At 70.6% G+C, this 17,863-nt stretch carries 16 protein-coding genes and 2 pseudogenes; 9 read left to right on the top strand and 9 right to left on the bottom strand.

Annotated features, from left to right (window positions below; genetic code table 11):
- Positions 1-152: 152 nt before the first annotated feature.
- Positions 153-896 carry a DUF2071 domain-containing protein gene (locus GT354_RS30035; RefSeq protein WP_161359517.1) on the bottom strand — a complete coding sequence of 248 codons (744 nt, stop codon included), beginning with the start codon at positions 894-896 and terminating at the stop codon, positions 153-155.
- Between the two features lie 414 nt (positions 897-1,310).
- On the opposite strand from GT354_RS30035, the gene GT354_RS30030 reads away from it, so the two are divergent.
- The 3 genes from GT354_RS30030 to ligA all read left to right on the top strand — a co-directional run bounded on the left by GT354_RS30030 (position 1,311) and on the right by ligA (position 6,601).
- Positions 1,311-2,663, top strand: coding sequence for a S28 family serine protease (locus tag GT354_RS30030; protein WP_346012238.1), 1,353 nt, complete (start codon positions 1,311-1,313; stop codon positions 2,661-2,663).
- 110 nt (positions 2,664-2,773) lie between these two features.
- The gene (locus GT354_RS30025; protein ID WP_161359516.1) at positions 2,774-4,012 is read left to right on the top strand and encodes an ankyrin repeat domain-containing protein; all 1,239 of its coding nucleotides are present in this window, start codon (positions 2,774-2,776) and stop codon (positions 4,010-4,012) included.
- Positions 4,013-4,477: 465 nt separating this feature from the next.
- The gene (gene ligA / locus GT354_RS30020; RefSeq protein WP_161359515.1) at positions 4,478-6,601 is read left to right on the top strand and encodes an NAD-dependent DNA ligase LigA; all 2,124 of its coding nucleotides are present in this window, start codon (positions 4,478-4,480) and stop codon (positions 6,599-6,601) included.
- Positions 6,602-7,013: 412 nt separating this feature from the next.
- Here ligA and GT354_RS30015 read toward each other — a convergent pair whose 3' ends face one another.
- Genes GT354_RS30015 through GT354_RS30005 form a run of 3 tightly spaced genes read right to left on the bottom strand, consistent with a single transcriptional unit; the run spans position 7,014 to position 8,927 of the window.
- Positions 7,014-7,433, bottom strand: a complete 420-nt coding sequence (locus tag GT354_RS30015) for an arsenate reductase ArsC (protein WP_346012237.1) — start codon at positions 7,431-7,433, stop codon at positions 7,014-7,016.
- Positions 7,426-8,541 (bottom strand): ACR3 family arsenite efflux transporter, encoded by a 1,116-nt coding sequence (arsB, locus tag GT354_RS30010; RefSeq protein WP_161359514.1) that lies wholly within the window; start codon positions 8,539-8,541, stop codon positions 7,426-7,428. The genes GT354_RS30015 and arsB overlap by 8 nt, the downstream gene beginning before the upstream one ends.
- Positions 8,538-8,927, bottom strand: coding sequence for a metalloregulator ArsR/SmtB family transcription factor (locus tag GT354_RS30005; RefSeq protein ID WP_161359513.1), 390 nt, complete (start codon positions 8,925-8,927; stop codon positions 8,538-8,540). Before GT354_RS30005 ends, arsB begins: the two co-directional genes overlap by 4 nt.
- Before the next feature lie 104 nt (positions 8,928-9,031).
- Between GT354_RS30005 and GT354_RS54655 the strand changes: the two are divergent.
- Positions 9,032-9,130: pseudogene (locus GT354_RS54655) on the top strand (arsenite S-adenosylmethyltransferase); the annotation flags it as partial.
- A 277-nt stretch (positions 9,131-9,407) separates the two neighbouring features.
- On the opposite strand, the gene GT354_RS29995 reads toward GT354_RS54655, so the two are convergent.
- Together GT354_RS29995 and GT354_RS29990 are read right to left on the bottom strand one after the other, a co-directional pair.
- Positions 9,408-10,856: an MFS transporter gene (locus tag GT354_RS29995; RefSeq protein WP_161359512.1), complete on the bottom strand. Its 1,449-nt coding sequence runs from the start codon at positions 10,854-10,856 to the stop codon at positions 9,408-9,410.
- Positions 10,853-11,311, bottom strand: a complete 459-nt coding sequence (locus tag GT354_RS29990) for a MarR family transcriptional regulator (RefSeq protein ID WP_237535595.1) — start codon at positions 11,309-11,311, stop codon at positions 10,853-10,855. Before GT354_RS29990 ends, GT354_RS29995 begins: the two co-directional genes overlap by 4 nt.
- A gap of 194 nt (positions 11,312-11,505) precedes the next feature.
- Between GT354_RS29990 and GT354_RS29985 the strand changes: the two genes are divergently transcribed.
- The 4 genes from GT354_RS29985 to GT354_RS29970 all read left to right on the top strand — a co-directional run bounded on the left by GT354_RS29985 (position 11,506) and on the right by GT354_RS29970 (position 14,976).
- Complete coding sequence (locus GT354_RS29985; protein ID WP_161359519.1) at positions 11,506-11,799, top strand: DUF1330 domain-containing protein; 294 nt, start codon at positions 11,506-11,508, stop codon at positions 11,797-11,799.
- 303 nt (positions 11,800-12,102) lie between these two features.
- Complete coding sequence (locus GT354_RS29980) at positions 12,103-13,158, top strand: hypothetical protein (protein WP_161359511.1); 1,056 nt, start codon at positions 12,103-12,105, stop codon at positions 13,156-13,158.
- Positions 13,159-13,369: 211 nt separating this feature from the next.
- On the top strand, positions 13,370-13,777 hold the full coding sequence (locus GT354_RS29975) for a YciI family protein (protein WP_161359510.1): 408 nt from the start codon (positions 13,370-13,372) through the stop codon (positions 13,775-13,777).
- A gap of 8 nt (positions 13,778-13,785) precedes the next feature.
- On the top strand, positions 13,786-14,976 hold the full coding sequence (locus tag GT354_RS29970) for a DUF6596 domain-containing protein (protein WP_161359518.1): 1,191 nt from the start codon (positions 13,786-13,788) through the stop codon (positions 14,974-14,976).
- Positions 14,977-15,131: 155 nt separating this feature from the next.
- On the opposite strand, the gene GT354_RS29965 is transcribed toward GT354_RS29970, so the two are convergent.
- Entirely contained in the window at positions 15,132-15,707 is a 576-nt protein-coding gene (locus GT354_RS29965; RefSeq protein WP_161359509.1) for a TetR/AcrR family transcriptional regulator, read from the bottom strand.
- A gap of 131 nt (positions 15,708-15,838) precedes the next feature.
- Here GT354_RS29965 and GT354_RS29960 point away from each other — a divergent pair.
- Positions 15,839-16,848 (top strand): annotated as a pseudogene (locus GT354_RS29960) (NADP-dependent oxidoreductase).
- A gap of 101 nt (positions 16,849-16,949) precedes the next feature.
- On the opposite strand, the gene GT354_RS29955 reads toward GT354_RS29960, so the two are convergent.
- Together GT354_RS29955 and GT354_RS29950 are read right to left on the bottom strand one after the other, a co-directional pair.
- Positions 16,950-17,408, bottom strand: coding sequence for a pyridoxamine 5'-phosphate oxidase family protein (locus tag GT354_RS29955; RefSeq protein ID WP_161359508.1), 459 nt, complete (start codon positions 17,406-17,408; stop codon positions 16,950-16,952).
- 232 nt (positions 17,409-17,640) lie between these two features.
- Positions 17,641-17,863, bottom strand: a 223-nt coding sequence (locus GT354_RS29950) for a PhzF family phenazine biosynthesis protein (RefSeq protein ID WP_161359507.1), incomplete at its 5' end; no start/stop codon positions are given.

Raw genomic sequence — 17,863 nt, 5'->3', positions numbered from 1 at the left:
GAGGGCGGGTACGGGTACGGCGCGGTACGGGTGCCAGCGCGGTGCGCGAGTGGGCGCCGCGCGGGCGCGGGTGCGGGTGCGGTGCGAGTGCCGTCCCGGCGCGGGTGTAAGGAGGGTGGGAGGGGGCGTCCGTGCAGGGGGTGTTCGCGGCGTCACGTACGGACGCGGCTGGGTGGGCCGAAGCGGACCGGGACGCCGGGTGAGTACAGGACGCTGGGTGGCGGGCCGGTGACGTCGGGCAGGCCGGCGGCGGCTACGAGGTCGTCTTCGAGATGGAGCAGGTCGGCGGCGTACAGGGGCCATTCGGTGTGCACGTTGGGGAGGTACACGGTGGTGGCGCCGACGCTGGTGTGCAGGCCCCAGCGGCACGTCAGGAAGCGTTCGAGGGGGCCGATCTCGGCGGGTGGCAGCGGCCGGCCGATGCGGACGTGTGCCGTGCCACCGTGTGGGAGGCCCTCCGTGCGGTGGCGGCGGGTCGTGTAGCGGATCTCGTCGCCGCGGCGGTCGATACTCATGCGGGCCCAGCGGTACGGGAGGCGCAGCGTTGCCCGCGCGGTCAGCACGGGCAGCAGACGGGCCGCCTCCAGGGAGCGGAAGACGACGCCCCGGCGCCCTTCGCCGTCGACCGAGTAGAGGCGCACGTTGGTCTCGGGGAACGTGCCGAACCAGGGCACGCCCGGCAGCCGCAGGAAGCCGATCCCCTCCATCCGGAACGGGACGAGGCCGACGTAGGTCGTGCCGTCCAGGGTGTCCGGTCGAGTGCCCGCCGGGAGCAGTGGCGCGACGGCGGCCGGAGGCACCGGCCAGTGCAGGAAGGTGAGTTCGCTCCAGCGCTGAGTGAGCACCACGTGTCGCACGCCGCGCGGGGCCAGGCGGGTGACGGGTTCGGGTCGCATGCCCCATGATCGCGCACCACGCCGCGTCTTGGCACGCTGCACCACGCCACGCCACGCCACACTGCGTCGCACTTCGACACGCTTCGCGACATCCCCGTCCGGTGTTCGGTGTCCGGTCTCCGCGAACGACCGGTAGTAGTCTTGCCACGCCGCCACGCCGCCACGCCGCCACGCCGCGCGGGCGTCGGCACGGTGCTGCGGCCTCCCCCGAGCGAGGGGGGCGGTTCCCCCGGTTTGGGGATCCGCCGACCTGGCGGCTCGGGCTTTACTCGGGGCATGACCAACGCACCGATGAATTCGATGGATTCGATGAGCTCGACCAAATCGATGGCCCCGACGAACTCGACGAACGCCGCTGCTCGCGATGGCCTTCGCGTGGCGCCGCCTCCTCAACGTGGCGGGTCGATCCGCCGCGTGGGGCGCGGCTTTGCGGTGCTCTCGCTGTTCTCCGTGGTGCTCGGCCTTGTGGGGTCCGGCACGGCGGTGCCGGCCGCGGCGCAGCCGGCAGGGGTGGCGCAGGCCGGGGGGCAACAGGCCGAGGCCGACATCCGGGCCCGGATCGAGGCGATACCGGGAATGCGGGTGCTCGGGGAGAAGCCCGCCGCGCCGGGCATCCGCTACTTCGAGCTGAGCTACCGTCAACCCGTCGATCACCGGCACCCCGAGCGGGGTTCGTTCGAGCAGCGGCTGAGTCTGCAACACCGTTCGGTGCAGCGGCCGATGGTCCTCTACACGAGCGGCTACGATCTGGGCGCGGGTCCGAACTTCCGTTCCGATCCGGCCACCTTGGTCGACGGCAACCAGATCTACACCGAGCAGCGCTACTTCGCCGCGTCCCGGCCCGAGCCCGCCGACCTGTCGTTTCTGACGATCCAACAGGCGGCGAGCGACCACCATCGCCTGATCCAGGCGCTGAAGGCGATTTACCGCAGTGCGTGGATATCCACCGGCGGCAGCAAGGGTGGCATGACCACGGTCTACCACCGGCGCTTCTTCCCGGAGGACGTCGACGGCAGTGTGGTCTACTCCGCGCCCAACGACACGAACGACCGTGACGACTCCGCCTACGACAAGTTCTTCGCCGACGTGGGTACGCCCGAGTGCCGAGCCGCGCTGCAGCGCGTGCAACGCGAAGCCCTGCTCCGGCGGGACGAGTTGGTGGCTCGCTATGCCCGATGGGCGCAGGCCGAGGGTGAAACGTTCGACACGCTCGGGAGTGTGGATCGGGCCTTCGAGCTCGCGGTCCTGCGCCTGCCGATGATGTTCTGGATGTACGCGGGCGAACCGAAGTGCGCCGGCGTGCCCACTGCGGCCGCGACCACCGACGAGCTGTACGCGTGGCTGGACGGGATCATCCACTTCGACATCTACCCGGACAGCAGCGTCGAGTTCTTCCAGCCTTACTTCTACCAACTCGGCACCCAGCTCGGCTACCTGCAGGTCGCCACTCCCCATCTGGACGGGCTGTTGCGGTATCCGGGGATTCAGGAGGTCCGCAGTTATCTACCCCGGGACATCCCGCTGCGTTTCCAGGCCGGTGCGATGCGCGACATCGACCGCTGGGTGCGGTTCCGGGGCAGCGAAATACTGTTCGTGTACGGGGAGAACGACCCGCTCCGTGCCGAACCCTTCCGACTCGGCCCCGGTAGCCGAGACTCGCGGGTCCTGATCGCCCCGCACACCGGCCACAGCCTGACCCTCGCCGCCCTGACCCCGGACGACGCCGCCACCGCAACCGCAATGCTCCGCCGGTGGGCCCGAGTCTGATCCGTATGATCGCGCGTGGCCTCGGCCGTTGCGCTCTTCTCCTTTCGGCTCCGTTTCGAGGGGCGGTGGGTCGACAGTGCGGTGTGCCGATGGGAATGGGAGACATGGGCGTGGAGTCACTCATAGCTGCGGTACGGAGCGGGGACGCGAAGGCGGTGACCGCGCTGCTGGACGCGGGCGCCGACCCCGACACCGTCGACGAGCACGGCACCCCCGCACTGTGCTTGGCGGTGGATGCCTTCGACCTCCAGCTCGTCGAGATCCTGAGCTGGTGTGCCCGGGTGGACCGCGCCGCCGCCGACGGCCGTACCCCGCTGCTGTGCGCGATCGATCGGGGTGCCTGTGAGATCACGGACATGCTCATCGGGCACGGGGCCAAGCTGTGGGTCACGAACGCCGAAGGGCGCGACGCGTTGGCATTGGCCCGGTACTGGCACGAGTCAGGCAACGTGACGGAACTGCGCCGCGGAATCGGGTCGGGTCTGGTCGGGTCCCGAACCGTCCGACGGTCGGAGTCGGGGACCGTCTGCGAGGAACTGTCGTCGGGGACCTTGACGATCAGGGACGGGCATACCGCCATCCTCACGACGCTGGAGCCGCTATACGGGATCCACCCGCCCTTCGACGAGTTGTTGTCCCGTGCCTTGGCCGAACCGAATGTCGACCACGAGGTGTGGTGGGCGACGACCTACGCGCTTGAGGAGCGTCACGATCCCGCCGTCTGGGAGGCTGCCGCCGCACTGCGCCATCGGCCGGACCCGTTGGAGCGGTATTTCGGGGCGGACGTGCTCCGCATGATCAACCTCTTCGACGAGGACGAGGACGAGGACGAGGACGATGACGCACCGCACGACCGGCCGCTCGTCGACCTGTTTCTGCCGTGGGTGGCACGTGAGCCGGATCCTCGCGTGTCCCGGGTCCTGACCGCCGGGTTGGCCGACGGCATGGATCCGCGCGCCCGCCAGGCGCTGCCCGCACTCAGCCGTCACCTCGACGCCAAGGTCCGGGAAACGGCGGTCAGCGGCCTGGGCCCTGCGATCGAACGGGAGGACTCCGACGCGTTGGCCGCCGCGGTGGAGCGCATCGGGGACGACAGCGTCGCGGTTCGCCGGGTGGCCTGCCGGGCCTTGGGCTTCGCCCCGCCGAGCGCTGCGGGCGTCTGGGACCTGCTCGCCGCGTGCCTCGACGACCCGGACGAGGCTGTGCGGGTCGAGGCCGCGGCACGGCTCGCACTGCGCGACGATCCGCGCGGGGACGAGATCCTGGACAGCCTCGACGCCACCGACGAGGACTCCCTGTATCACTGGTTGCTCTACGACGTGTACCGTCACCGCTCCCCATGGAACTGACGGCTCACCCGAAGCCCGCAACCCACACCCCGAAGCCGGGGGCCCGAAGCCCGAAGGCCGAAGCCGGGGCCCGAAGCCGGGAGCCCGGAGGCCGGAACCCGGAGGCCGAAGCCGGGAGTCGGGATTCGAGAGCCCGGGCCCGGAGCCCGGAACCCGGAGGCCGAAGCCGGGAGTCGGAAGCCCGAAGCCGGGAGTCGGGAGTCGGGAGTCGGGGGCCCGGGCCCGGAGCCCGGAGGCCCAAGCCGGGAGTCAGGATTCGGAAGCCGGGAGCCCGAAGCCCGGAGCCGGGAGTCGGGAGCCCGAAGCCCGAAGCCGGGAGCCGGGAGCCGGGAGCCGGGAGCCCGAAGCCCGGAGGCGTCGGCCTGGACGCGTGGTCATTCGTCCGGCCGTCGAGCCGGCCGCGCGCGCTCGGATGCCGTGACCTGGGAAGGGCTGGATGTCGGTGCCGTTCGAGAGCATGTGCGTATGACCGAAACCTCGGCTCCGGCCGCCGTTCTTGCCGACTTCGACGCCTATACGCAGGCCGTCGAGACTGTGACCTCCGCTGCTCGGGCGTACTACGGCGGCGCGGAATCGACTGTGGACGACGACACGTACGACCGGCTGTTGCGGGGGATCGGCGAGTACGAGAGCGCGTATCCCGAGCACGTGTCGGCCGACTCGCCCGTGGGCAAGGTCGCGGCCGGGGCACTGGCCACCGGGGATGTGCGGCATACGGTGCCGATGCTCAGCCTGGACAACGTGTTCGACCCCGAGGGTCTGGCGGCCTGGGCGGCCTCGTTGGGGCGCCGGCTCGGGCGACCGGCGGCGGCGCTCTCGGTCGAGCCGAAGATGGACGGCCTCGCGGTCGCGGTGCGCTACCGCGAGGGTCGGTTGGAGCAGTTGGTCACGCGTGGCGACGGCATCGCCGGCGAGGACGTATCGCACGCGATCGGCACGATCGAGGGCCTGCCGGATCGGCTTCCGGAGCCGGTGTCGGTCGAGGTGCGTGGCGAGGTGCTGCTGACGGCTGAGCAGTTCGAGCAGGCCAACGAGATACGGCGCGAGTACGGCGCGCCGGTGTTCTCCAACCCGCGCAGCGGCGCAGCGGGCACCCTACGGGCGAAGGATCGGCCGTATGTCGTGCCGATGACGTTCTTCGGCTATGTCGCGCTGCCGTTTCCCGATGACGAGAGCGCGTTCGCCGAGGAGTTGCGGGCGGCGGACCACTCGGAGGTGATGCGCCGGATCGAGGAGTTCGGCGTGCTGACGACGGGTCGAACGGCGGCGCGGCTGCGGGTGTGCGCCGATGTCGAGCAGGTCCAGGCCGCGGTCGACGAGATCGCGGCGCTGCGGGCGGAGTTGCCGTTCGGCATCGACGGCATCGTGATCAAGGCCGACACCGCTGCCGATCAGCGCGACGCCGGTCTCGGTTCGCGGGCGCCGCGGTGGGCGATCGCGTACAAGCTCGCGGCGGTGCACAAGATCACCCGGCTCACGGGCGTGGACTGGGCGGTGGGCCGCACCGGCGTTATCGCGCCGCGGGCGATCCTGGACGCGGTGGAGATCGACGGCAGCGTGGTCGGTTTCGCGACGCTGCACAACCCGGCCGACATCGAGCGACGCGGGCTGATGATCGGCGACCAGGTCAGCGTGTACAAGGCGGGCGACATCATCCCGCGCGTGGAGGCCCCGTTGGTGCATGTGCGCACGGGTGACGAGACGCCGATCGAGTTCCCCGTCGTGTGTCCGCAGTGTGGTGGCGGCATCGACAAGAGCCAGCAGCGGTGGCGCTGTGTCCGGGGCCGCGCGTGTGGCCTGCACGCGGGCATCCGGTACGCGGTCGGGCGCGACCAGCTCGACATCGAGGGGATCGGCGGCCGACTGGTCACCCAGCTCGTCGACACGGGCACGGTGACCGACCTGGCCGACTTGTTCACTCTGACCCGCGAACAGCTTCTGGCCTTGGACCGCATGGGCGACGCGAGCGTCGACAAGTTGCTCGCGGGGATCGAGCAGGCCAAGTCGAAGCCGCTGAGCCGGGTGCTGTGCGCGCTCGGGGTGCTGGGGACCGGCCGCTCGATGTCGCGCCGGATCGCCCGCCACTTCGCCACGATGGACGCGATCCGCGCGGCGAGCGAGGCCGACATGGCCGACGTGGAGGGCATCGGCGACGGCAAGGCCCCCAAGATCGTGGCGGAACTCGTCGAACTCGCCGCCACCATCGACAAGCTCGTCGCCGCGGGCGTGAACATGACCGAGCCGGGAGCCTCCCCCGCGGCGTCCGCCGCGGCGGCGACGGACGCCGCCGACACGGACGCGGACGCGGACGCGGTGGCGATCGTCGCTGCCGAGGGTCCGCTGACGGGGCAGGCCGTCGTGGTCACGGGTGCGATGACCGGGCCGCTGGCCGCGCTGTCGCGCAACGAGATGACCGAGCTCATCGAGCAAGCCGGTGGCCGAGCCTCGTCGAGCGTCTCCGCGAAGACCACGCTCGTCGTGGCCGGTGACAAGGCCGGTTCCAAGCGCGCCAAGGCCGAGTCGCTGAACATCTCGATCATGACCCCGGAAGAGTTCGCCGAACTGGTCCGGGCACTGCTCCCGGCCTGACCTTGGGGTCTTGGGGTCTTGGGGTACGGTGACCGGATTGCGGGCGAGGGTAGGTAAGTCCTCGTCCCCGCCGACCGCCACCCCGGCCGCGCGCGTGGAAGCCCGACCCCGCGCTCGCCGTCGTGTCCGCGAGTGTTTGTAACGGGCGATTTCGGCCCCACTGTGCTGGGTTCTTTCGGCTCCACCTTCGAACCCGCGCCCGATGCACGACCCGAGTCCCGCACAGCCCTTCTTGCCGGCTGCGCTTGTGTGTCGAGCGACGAGGAGCCGACAACCGAACACTTGTCGGAGCCAATCGAATCCAGCGGGGTGGGGCCAAAAGACCCCGTTGCCAAAAGACCCCGTTGGAGACACGCGAGAGTCGCGACGGCAGTCGGGAGGCGGGAGGCGGGAGGCGGGAATGACAGGGCGGTCAGGCGTGCCGGGCCAGGAGTTCGGCGAGCAGGCCGCGGATGCGCTGCTCGATCTCGTCGCGGATCGGGCGGACGGCTTCGATGCCTTGTCCGGCGGGGTCGTCGAGTTTCCAGTCGAGGTAGCGCTTGCCGGGGAAGACGGGGCAGGTGTCGCCGCAGCCCATGGTGATCACGACGTCGGATGCCTGCACCGCCTCGACGGTGAGGATCTTCGGGGCCTGGGCAGACAGGTCGATGCCGACCTCGGCCATCGCTTCGACGGCGGCGGGGTTCACGGTCTCGGCGGGTGCGGAACCGGCGGAGCGGACCTCGACCTTGCCCCGGGAGAGGTGGGCGAGGAAGGCGGCGGCCATCTGCGAGCGGCCCGCGTTGTGGACGCACACGAACAGCACCGAAGGCTTGGGTGGGAGGTCAGACACGGGCGGAACCTTCCGGGGAGACGGCGGGGTCGGCCGCCGGCTCGGGCCGGGGGAAGTAGCGGCGGGCGGCGAGGGCGACGTAGACGAGGCCGATGAGGACGGGGACCTCGATGAGGGGGCCGACGACTCCGGCGAGAGCTTGGCCGGAGGTGGCGCCGAAGGTGGCGATGGCGACCGCGATGGCGAGTTCGAAGTTGTTGCCCGCCGCGGTGAACGCCAGCGTGGTCGCGCGCGGGTAGTCCAAGCCGACCGCGCGGCCGGCGGCCATGGACCCGGCCCACATGATCGCGAAGTACACGAGCAGCGGCAGCGCGATCCGGGCGACGTCGAGGGGCTTGGAGGTGATGGCGTCGCCCTGGAGGGCGAAGAGCACCACGATGGTGAACAACAGCCCGTACAGGGCGAACGGGCCGATCCGCGGGATCAGCTTGGTCTCGTACCAGGTGCGGCCCTTGGCCTTCTCGCCCAGGCGACGGGTGAGGAACCCGGCCAGCAGCGGGATGCCGAGGAAAATGAGCACGGAGCGGGCGATCTCCCACACGGAGACGTCGAGGGCGGTCTGTTCCAGGCCGAGCCGGCCGGGCAGCACGTCGAGGTAGAACCAACCGAGTCCGGCGAACGCGATCACCTGGAACACCGAGTTGAGGGCGACGAGGACGGCGGCGGCTTCGCGGTCGCCGCACGCGAGGTCGTTCCAGATCACGACCATGGCAATGCAGCGGGCCAGCCCGACGATGATCAGGCCGGTGCGGTACTCGGGCAGGTCCGGCAGGAACGCCCAGGCCAGGGTGAACATGAGCGCCGGGCCGACGATCCAGTTCAGGACCAGGGACGGGATGAGCAGGCGGCGGTCGCGGGTGACGGTGTCGAGGCGGTCGTAGCGGACCTTGGCCAGGACCGGGTACATCATCACGAGCAGGCCGAGCGCGATCGGCAGCGAGACCCCGGTGACGGTGACCTTCGCGAGCGCGTCGCCCAGCCCGGGCACGAGCCGTCCCAGCCCCAGGCCGACGGCCATCGCGGTCACGATCCACACGGCGAGGTAGCGGTCGAGGAAGGACAGGCGGGCCGCGACCGGCCCGGCCGCCGGGGCCGGCGTCTCGCTCACGACGCGGTCCCGACGGGCTCGGCCGGGGTGGCGGGGCGGGTCAGGACGGCGGCGAGGCGGTCGGTCATCTCCGGGAGCAGCCGGTAGTAGACCCAGGTTCCCCGGCGTTCGGAGTCGATCAGCCCGGCCTGCTTGAGCAGCTTCAGGTGGTGGGAGATCGTCGGCTGGGACAGCTCGAAGGCGGGGGTGAGATCGCACACGCAGATCTCCCCGCCCACGCGCGAGGCGATCATCGACAGCAGCCGCAGCCGCACCGGGTCCCCGAGCGCCTTGAACACCTTCGCCAGATCGGTCGCCGACTCCTCGTCCAAGGGGGCGGTCAGCAGGGTCGGGCAGCAGCCGTCGGGGCCGTCCCGGCCGAGCACCACAAGCTCTTGTTTCGACATGCTTCTATGTTGATGCTTTTCGATCCAGGGTGCAAGGTTGAATCGAAGAATGTGAATGCAAGCCGGTCCGGGCCCCGCCGGCTCCTGTCCTCAAGGAGTTCGTCCTGACCGGGCAGTCCACCGACCTGCGCGAGAGCGTCCGACAGCGATACGCCGCCGCTGCGGTCCGGGTCACCGAGGGCGGCACCGCCTGTTGCGTACCGGCCGCAATCGGGATCGAGATCGGGATCGGGATCGACGACAACTTCGGCTCCGCCCTGCCCACCGGCCTCGGGGAACGACGGAACAGCCGTTGGCGCCCAAGGTCGGCGATCCCGTGCCTCGGTGGTTCGTTGCGGCATGGTCGGGGCGACGCCGCGCGTGCGGCCGGTCGAGTCGCGGTCCACCTGGTTCGGCAGGCGGTCGGCCGCGGCGGCCATCGATGGGTTTCCTCGGCCCCGACCAGGGCTACGGCGGGGCCGCCGCCCTCCGGCGAGCCGGTCATCGGCTGGGCCGGCGCCGACTCGGCACGCCGGCCGCGGCTGCGGTGGGGTTGATCTCCGGCGGGCGGTGGCGGGCGAGAGCGAGGGCGGTCACGGCGGTGACCGCCATCGCGGCGATGCCCACCAGCGCTGCGGTGGTGTAGGCGTGGTGGTTCGGGAAGAGACGACCGCTGTCGGTGCCCCCGGCCAGGATCAGGCCGCCTATCGCGCTGCCCAGGGAGTACCCGACGCTGCGGACGACGTAGTTGAAGCTCATCGCGCTCGACGTCTCGCTCTTGGGTGTGACGGCCAGGATGACGCCGGGCATCGCGGCTGAGAAGCTGCCGACGCCGAGGCCCAACACACCCATCGCAACGAGCAGTTCGGCCAGGTTCGACCGGGCCGCGGCGAACAGGACGAACCCGCTGCCGACGACGACGGCGCTGCCGGCCAGGACAAAGGGTGCGTCGATCAGCGTCCGAACCCGGGGTGTGAGCTTGCCGGCGACGAACCCCGACACCGAGAACGGGACGAGGACCAGCCCGGCGACGAAGGTGGTCAGCCCGAAGCCGTAGCCGGCGCTGTGCGGCGTCTGTGCGTACCGCGTGATGAGCGTGAGCAGGAGGTACATGCCGCTCCCGCCGACGAACATGGCGATGTTCGCTCCGGCGACCGCCGGGTGCCGTACCGCCCGGAGGCCGACCAGAGGCGCCTTGCTGCGCAGCTCGGACGCGGTCCACAGGCACAGCAGGAGCACGGCGGCGACGGCGAGGATCATCGCCGCGGTGAGGTGACGGCTCCACAGGCTCCGCTGCCCGGCCAGGAACAGGACGAGGAACAGCCCGCCCGCCAAGGCGAGCGCGCCCGCCACGTTCACGTGGGCGGAGCGGCCTTCGGGAGCCGCGGGTATGGAGCGCCACGCGGTGAGGAAGGCGACAGCGCTGACGAACAGGCCGAATCCGTAGGCGGCCCGTACGCCGCCGATCTCGGCGAGCAGTGCGGTGAGCGGGTAGCCGACGCCGGCGCCGATGATCGAGACCACCGAGATCAGGGCGATCGTCGCCGCGCTGCGCTCCTCGGGAAGATGGTCCCGGGCCACGCCCATCATCAGCGCCGTCAGACCTAGCCCGACGCCTTGGGCCGCCCTGCCGATGAGCAGCCACGCGAACGGCAGTGGCAGCATGGTGAGCGCACTGCCGGCGACGACGATCGCCAGCGTGGCGAGGATCGTGGCCCGTCGGTGTGGGCCGGCCCCGAGCCGGCCCAGGACGGGCGTGGTGACGGCGCCGCTCAGCAGCGCGACGGTCAGCGTCCACTGCGCGCTGTCGAGCGAGACGTGGAACGTGGTCGCCACGCTGGTGATCAGCGGCGTCCCGAGGCTGGCGACCACCGCCACGACCAGGGCGATGAACACCAGGGCAGGGACCAGCAGCCGCGTCTCGGAGCGCTCCGGGGCGCGCTCGGTCACCGCTTCGGCCCTTCCCGGTCCTGGCTTTCGAGCTCCGCCAGGTGCGCCAGCGCCGGAAGCGCCGCCACCAGGGCCTCGACCTCGTCGTCGGCGAGTTCGTCGATCAGCCGCGCGAACGCATCGACGCCCGCCTGGCGCCGCGTCCGAACGTACGACGCGCCGGCCTCGGTCAGACACACCAGCGTGACCCGCTTGTCGGACGCGTCGCCCCTCCTCTCGACCAGTCCGGACCCCTCCATCACCCGGACCAGGACGGTCATCGCGGGCTGGGTGACACCCTCGATCACGGCCAGATCGGTGATCCGTCGCGGGCCGGACCTGTGCAGCGTGGCCAGGGTGGAGGCGGACGTGATGCTCATATCGCGCGGAAGGCGCCTCACAGCCCTGGTGGCCAGCCCGTACAGGGCCGACCCGATCGCAGTGGAAGCGCCACCGGTGGCGTCTTGACGACTCATGCGCAAAGCATACAATGTTTATATGAATTCTTTATACATATCTCGTCCCGGACGCCGTGCGCCGCGCCCTGGCCGAAGACCGCGCCGAGGATGACATCGCGTTCTCTCAAAGGCCCGGTGAACCGTCGCCGGGATCGATCGATCCGAGTGTCGATTCGAGGTCGGACGTGTCCGGCCGAACACAGGAGGTTTCCATGGCCAAGGGTTACTGGGTCAGTGTCTACCCCGCCATTTCCGACCCTGAGGGGTTGACTGCCTACGACAAGCTGGCCGGTCCGGCTGTTCAGGCCGGGGGCGGGCGCCTGCTGTCCCGTGGCAGTCGAATCGTGGCCCACGAGGCCGGAATCACGCAGCGCGTCGTCCTGATCGAGTTCGACAGCTTCGAACAGGCCGTCGCGGCGTACGAAAGCGAGGCATACCAAAAGGCGCTGACGGCCCTCCCGGACGGCTACGAGCGCGACTTCCGCATCACCGAAGGCATCGACTGACCGGCGGGCCCGGTCGTCGCTGCGCATCCGTCACCTGATCCGCACACGGTGCCGAGCGACGACTCGAGAACCGCAGGTCGAGACCTCTTTCGAGGGGTTTCGACCTGCGGTTCTCCTGTCCCCCATAGCAGATCGCGATCTCTCCCGGAGTGAAATGGGAGATTTACTGTGGTGTGTCCGCCGCGCCGGCATCGTTCCCTGCGGGAACCGGTGAACAAGCCGGGGCAGGCCGAACGGCGTGAGACACGCACGGAGCGGGGATCCCTCGGCCTGGACACCGTTCCACGACGAATGGAGTCCGCCATGGCCGACCCCCATCCTCCTCGACTCGCCTTGCCCTTCGCCGTCCGGCACAACCTGCACGTGCCCACCGTCGAGAAGCGCTTGCTCGGGTGGGCTCGGGGCCATGGCCTGGTTCGCGGTGACGCCGCCGCCGAACGGTTCGGCGCGGCGCGGTTCACGAGGTTCGCCGGGTACATCCACCCGGACGCGAGCGCGGACGACCTCTACCTCTACGCCCGCTTCCTCGCGTGGGAGTTCCTTGCGGACGACCGGTACGCGCAGGACGGCTTGCGGTCCGCGCGAGCCTGGGAGCGGGTGATCGCGCACTTGGAACCGGTGTACCGCACCGGCACGGCCGGCCGCGACGCGAGCCCCGTCGCGTGCTCGCTCGCCGACATCCTGGGACGCGTCTATTCCCACGCCGACGCGCAGTGGCGCGAGCGGTTCACGAACGCGTCCATGGCGACGCTGTACTCCGTCGTACCGGGGAACTCCCGCCGCGAGAACAGTACTTGCCCGGGCGTCGACGAGTTCATCCGGCGCCGACGAATCGCGAGCGGGCACGCGCCGTGTCAGCTCATCGACGAGTTCATGACCGGTGGTCGGCTACCGCCGACGGTCCGGGACGGGGCGCTACTCGCGGAGATCCGTACCGCCGAGACGGACGTCGTGTCGTGGACGAACGACTACTACTCGTGCCGCAAGGAGGAGGGCGCCGGCGGGCTCGACAATTTCGTCCTGGTCCTCGAACGGGCCGAGAAGCTCGACCGCGCCCAGGCGCAGGACGCGGTGGCCCGGCGCATCCAGGATCGCGTGGCCGATTTCTTGTTGGCTCGGCGTGAACTCCTGGGCCGGGTGGACGAATCCGTTTCGGTCGGCGCCACGGATCGGGTGGTGCGCGCGTGCGTCGAGACCATGCACAACTGGATGGCCGGCACCGACGCCTGGTCGCGGGAGAGCAGGCGCTATCGGCTGCTCGACGCCGGCGCGGCCGTTCGCGTCCCGAACTACGTGGAGGAACTGCTCGATCTGCGCGAGCCGCCGGGGGGCGGGCCGTTCGGCGACGCGGGGTGGTGAGACGGTCGCGCCGTGCGAACGTGGTGTAACGCGGGCGCGGCCCCGGTGTGTCCGGGCGCGCCGGCCGGAGACATCCGCGAGACGGCTCACCTAGGCTCGTCCACGGACGCCGCGAAAAAATCGGACGGGCGATGTCGAGAACTCGTGACCGGCTCCGTCCCCGCAGTGAACGCGACCACAATGGTTCGCACCAGCACCGAGGAGACCCACGATGGCCAAGTACCTGCTGCTGAAGCACTACCGCGGCGCCCCGACTTCGGCCAACGACGTGCCGATGGAACAGTGGACACCGGAGGAGATCTCCGCGCACGTCCAGTACATGAACGACTTCGCGGCTCGCTTGGAGCGCACCGGCGAGTACGTCGACAGCCAGGCGCTCGCCCCCGAGGGAGCGTGGGTGCGCTACGACGGTGAGGGGCGCCCGCCGGTCACCGACGGACCGTTCGCGGAGACCAAGGACCTCATCGCCGGCTGGATGATCATCGACGTCGACAACCACGAACGCGCCGTCGAACTGGCCGGGGAACTGTCCGCCGCCCCCGGGGCGGGCGGCAAGCCGATCCACGAGTGGCTCGAACTGCGCCCGTTTCTGGGGGCGCATCCCACCATCTCGGAGTGACGTCACCGATGGACGAGCTTCTGCTCAAGAGCCTCACGCCGAGCGTGCTCACCGTCCTCGTCCGCCGCGGAGCCGACTTCGCGGCGGCCGAGGACGCCGTACAGGAAGCCCTCATCGAGGCGCTCCGGGTGTGGGCGGCCGACTCTTCCCCAGGCTCTCGGCCGCGTTCGAGCGAGGGAGAGCCCATCCCCGTTCGGGATCCCAAGGGCTGGCTGGTCACCGTGGCCTGGCGCAAGTTCCTCGACGCGACGCGCGCCGACACCGCCCGCCGCCGGCGTGAGGATCGCGTCGAGGAGGAACCGGTGGCCGGGCCGGCGCCCGCGGCGGACGACACGCTCCAGCTCTACTTCCTGTGCGCCCACCCGTCGCTGACCCCGGCATCGGCGGTCGCGCTCACGCTGCGCGCCGTCGGCGGGCTGACCACCCGCCAGATCGCCGGGGCCTACCTGGTGCCCGAGGCGACCATGGCGCAGCGCATCAGCCGGGCCAAGCGCACGGTCTCCGACGTGCGCTTCGATCGGCCCGGCGACGTCGCCACCGTGCTGCGCGTCCTCTACCTCGTCTTCAACGAGGGGTACTCCGGCGACGTCGACCTCGCCGCCGAAGCCATCCGGCTCACCCGGCAGCTCGCGGCCGCCGTCGACCACCCCGAAGTGGCGGGGCTGCTCGCCCTCATGCTGCTCCATCACGCCCGACGTGCCGCCCGCACCGCGTCCGACGGCAGCCTGGTGCCGCTCGCCGAGCAGGACCGCGGTCGGTGGGACACCACGTCGATCGCCGAGGGCGTCGTGGTTCTACAGGCGGCCCTCGCTCGTGATCGGCTGGGCGAGTTCCAGGCCCAGGCCGCCATCGCGGCACTGCACGCCGACGCGCCCACCGCGGAGGAGACCGACTGGGTGCAGATCGTCGAGTGGTACGACGAGCTCGCGCGCCTGACGGACAGCCCCGTGGTTCGGCTCAACCGCGCGGTCGCCGTGGGGGAGGCAGACGGGCCGCGCGCCGGTCTGGCAGCCCTCGCGGCCCTGGACGCCTCACTGCCGCGGTACGCCGCGGTGGCGGCGTACCTGCACGAGCGCGACGGCGATGTGACGACGGCGGCACGCCTGTACGCGGAGGCGGCCCACAAGGCACCCAATCTCGCCGAGCGCGACCACCTGACGCGTCAGGCCGCCCGGCTGAACACTCGCCGCCGTCGCTGACGGGTCGCGCTCGCGCCGACGGGATCAGGCGTATCCGCGCGAGCAGCAATTCCCTTGCGGCGCGCGGCGTTTGCCTGCCACCCGCCGTGAACGCCTCGACGAGCAGCGGGTCGCCCTCGCTGGGCGCGACGTCCGCCGGTCGGCGGGTGGCCGGGTCAGCCGGGGGTCTGTGGGTCGCGCTCCCCCGGGTTCGTCAGGAGCGCGCTCGCGACGACGCCGAAGAGGCGATCGGCGCGTGGTGCGAGTGCGGATTGGTCGCCGAGCCAGGCGAGCATGGCGATCAGCGCGAACAGGTCGGCGCCGTCGATGTCGGCGCGCGCCACACCCGCGGCCTGGGCACGGGTGAGCAGTCGCGCGCCGGCCGCGCGCAGGGTGACGCACGAGGCGTGGAGCGCGGATTGGGTGTCCTCGATGGCGGCTGCCATCAGTACGGTCACGCCCCGATACTCGGTTGTCCACCCGACGCAGTCGCGTAGCCACGACAGGAGAGCGTCCTCGGGAGAGCCGGAGCTCTCCAACTCGACCGCTTTGGCCGTCAGTTCGTCGAAGCTGGTGCGGAGCAGGGCATCGAGCAGCGCCTCGCGCGTCGGGAAGTGCCGCAGCAGGGTCGCGAGCCCGACGTCGGCCCTGCGGGCGATGTCGCGCAGGGACACGTCGACGCCCTGCTCGGTGATGGCGCTGCCCGCTACCGCGAGCAGGTGGTCGCGGTTCTTCCTGGCGTCGGCTCGCATTCGCGCTGCCCCTCTTGACTATCCGGATCAGTGGTCCATATATTCGGATCAGTGGTTCACATATGTGGACCGCCGATCCGAATAAGCGTATCCCGCAGCGCGGGAAGGCGAAGAAGGAGAAGGGGAAGGCAATGGGCACACACACGATGAGGGCGGTCCGGCTGCACGAGCACGGCGGCCCCGAGGTTCTGCGCTACGACGAGGTCCCGATTCCCGAGCCGGGCCCGGGTGAGGTGCTCGTTCGTGTGCACGCGGTGGGCGTCAATCCCCCCGACTGGTACCTGCGCGACGGGATGAGCAACCTGCCTCCGAAGACGAGGCCGAAGTTCGACTTGCCGGTGATTCCGGGGACGGACGTGTCGGGCGTCGTGGAGACCGTCGCCGCGGATGTGGAGGGCCTCTCCGTCGGGGACGAGGTCTTCGGCCTCCTTCGCTTCCCCAGCTTCGACGGCAGGACGTACGCCGAGTACGTGGCCGCGCCCGCGTCGGACCTCGCCCGCAAGCCGGCCGGCATCGACCACGTGCACGCCGCCGGGGCGCCCATGTCCCTGCTGACGGCGTGGCAGTTCCTGATCGAGCTCGGGCACGATCACCCCTCGCCCTTCCAGGCTGCGCGGCATCGCCCGGTGCCACTCGGCGCCGACACGACGGTGCTCGTCAACGGCGCTGCGGGTGGTGTGGGGCACTTCGCGGTACAGCTGGCGAAATGGAAGGCGCGCATGTCATCGCGGTGGCATCAAGCGCGCACGAATCGTTCCTGCGCGAGCTGGGCGCGGACGAGTTCGTCGACTACACGAAGAGTCGTCCCGAGGAGCTCCTGCACGACGTCGACCTCGTTCTCGACGCCGTCGGTGGTCCCCACAGCAGCCGCTTTCTGCGCACGCTCAAGCGGGGCGGCGCCCTGTTCCCGGTGTTCTTCGGCGAATACGACGACGAAGAGACCGCGAAGCTGGGCGTCACGGTCTCGGGCACCCAGGTCCGCTCGAACGGCGCGCAACTCGCCGAATCCGGACGCCTGCTCGACGCGGGAACGGTCCGCGTCGCGATCGACAGCACGTTCGCGCTCGCGGACGCCCGGGCCGCGCACGAACGCGCTGCCCGAGGGCACATCCAGGGCAAGATTGTACTCACGGCCACGTGAGAGACGAGCCGTTTCGCACCGCGCAAAACCCAACGGGCTCGGAGCACAACCGGCCGCGCAGTCTGCGTACTTCGGGTTTCGGGAGGCCGGCCGGCCGGTCCTCAGTCGACGATCCACTGCCCGTCGCGAACGAGATCACGACCCGCGATTTCGTCGGCTTGGCGCCAAGCCTGGAGCCGTTGCGGCCGAATACGGAAGTAGACGTACTCGGCGCTCGTCACGCGCGGATCGAACCCGGCCTTGGCCGCGAACGCGTCGCCGAGCTCGGCCGGGATCTCGGACGCCGCCAACGCCTGCGCGGTCCCCTCGATCATGATCAGGTCACGGGTGGGACCGATGCCGAGCCGGATCCTGCCGTTGGCCCGCAGATTGCGACCGGTCACCGTGCCGGCGGGCGTGGAGATCAGCAGGGTGTCGCCTTCCCACAGGAAGGACAGCGGTACGAGGTACGGCGTCCCGGTGTCGGCGTCGGCTGTCGACACCCATGCGTCGTCCTCGTGTTCGAGCCGGAACAGGGTGTCCTTCCTGCGCTGCTGTGGGGTTCGGGGCGACGACGTCATCGCGGACTGCCTCCTGGACGCTGACCGGGCCGAAGTACGCAATGGACCGGGGGACGGACGAACCGACGCGGTGCGTGGTGTCCCCCTTTGCGAGGGACGGATCGATCAGGGTATCGATCGGATTTCGCACGCGCGTATCGACGGTATCGTGCGGACGTGCGAGCGCGTCCGCACGATACCGGTTGCCGGTTGCCGGTTGCCGGTTGCCGGTTGCGGCCGGACGCGCGTACGGCTAGCGGACGTCGTCGGGGATGGGTACGGCGGTGCCGCTCACCCGCACGCGGGCGTCGTCGGCGCGCAGTTCGACCGTCAGAGTGCCGGGGCGGCCCAGGTCCGCGCCCTGGTGCAGGGTGAGCACGGCGGCGGGGGGAACCAAATCCAGGGCGAGCAGGTAGTGGCCGAAGGCGGCCGCCGCCGCGCCGGTCGCCGGGTCCTCGACCACGCCGCCGACCGGG

This window comes from Streptomyces sp. SID3343, from assembly GCF_009865215.1.
Classification (GTDB): domain Bacteria; phylum Actinomycetota; class Actinomycetes; order Streptomycetales; family Streptomycetaceae; genus Embleya.
This window is presented reverse-complemented; position numbering and strand designations above follow the sequence as displayed.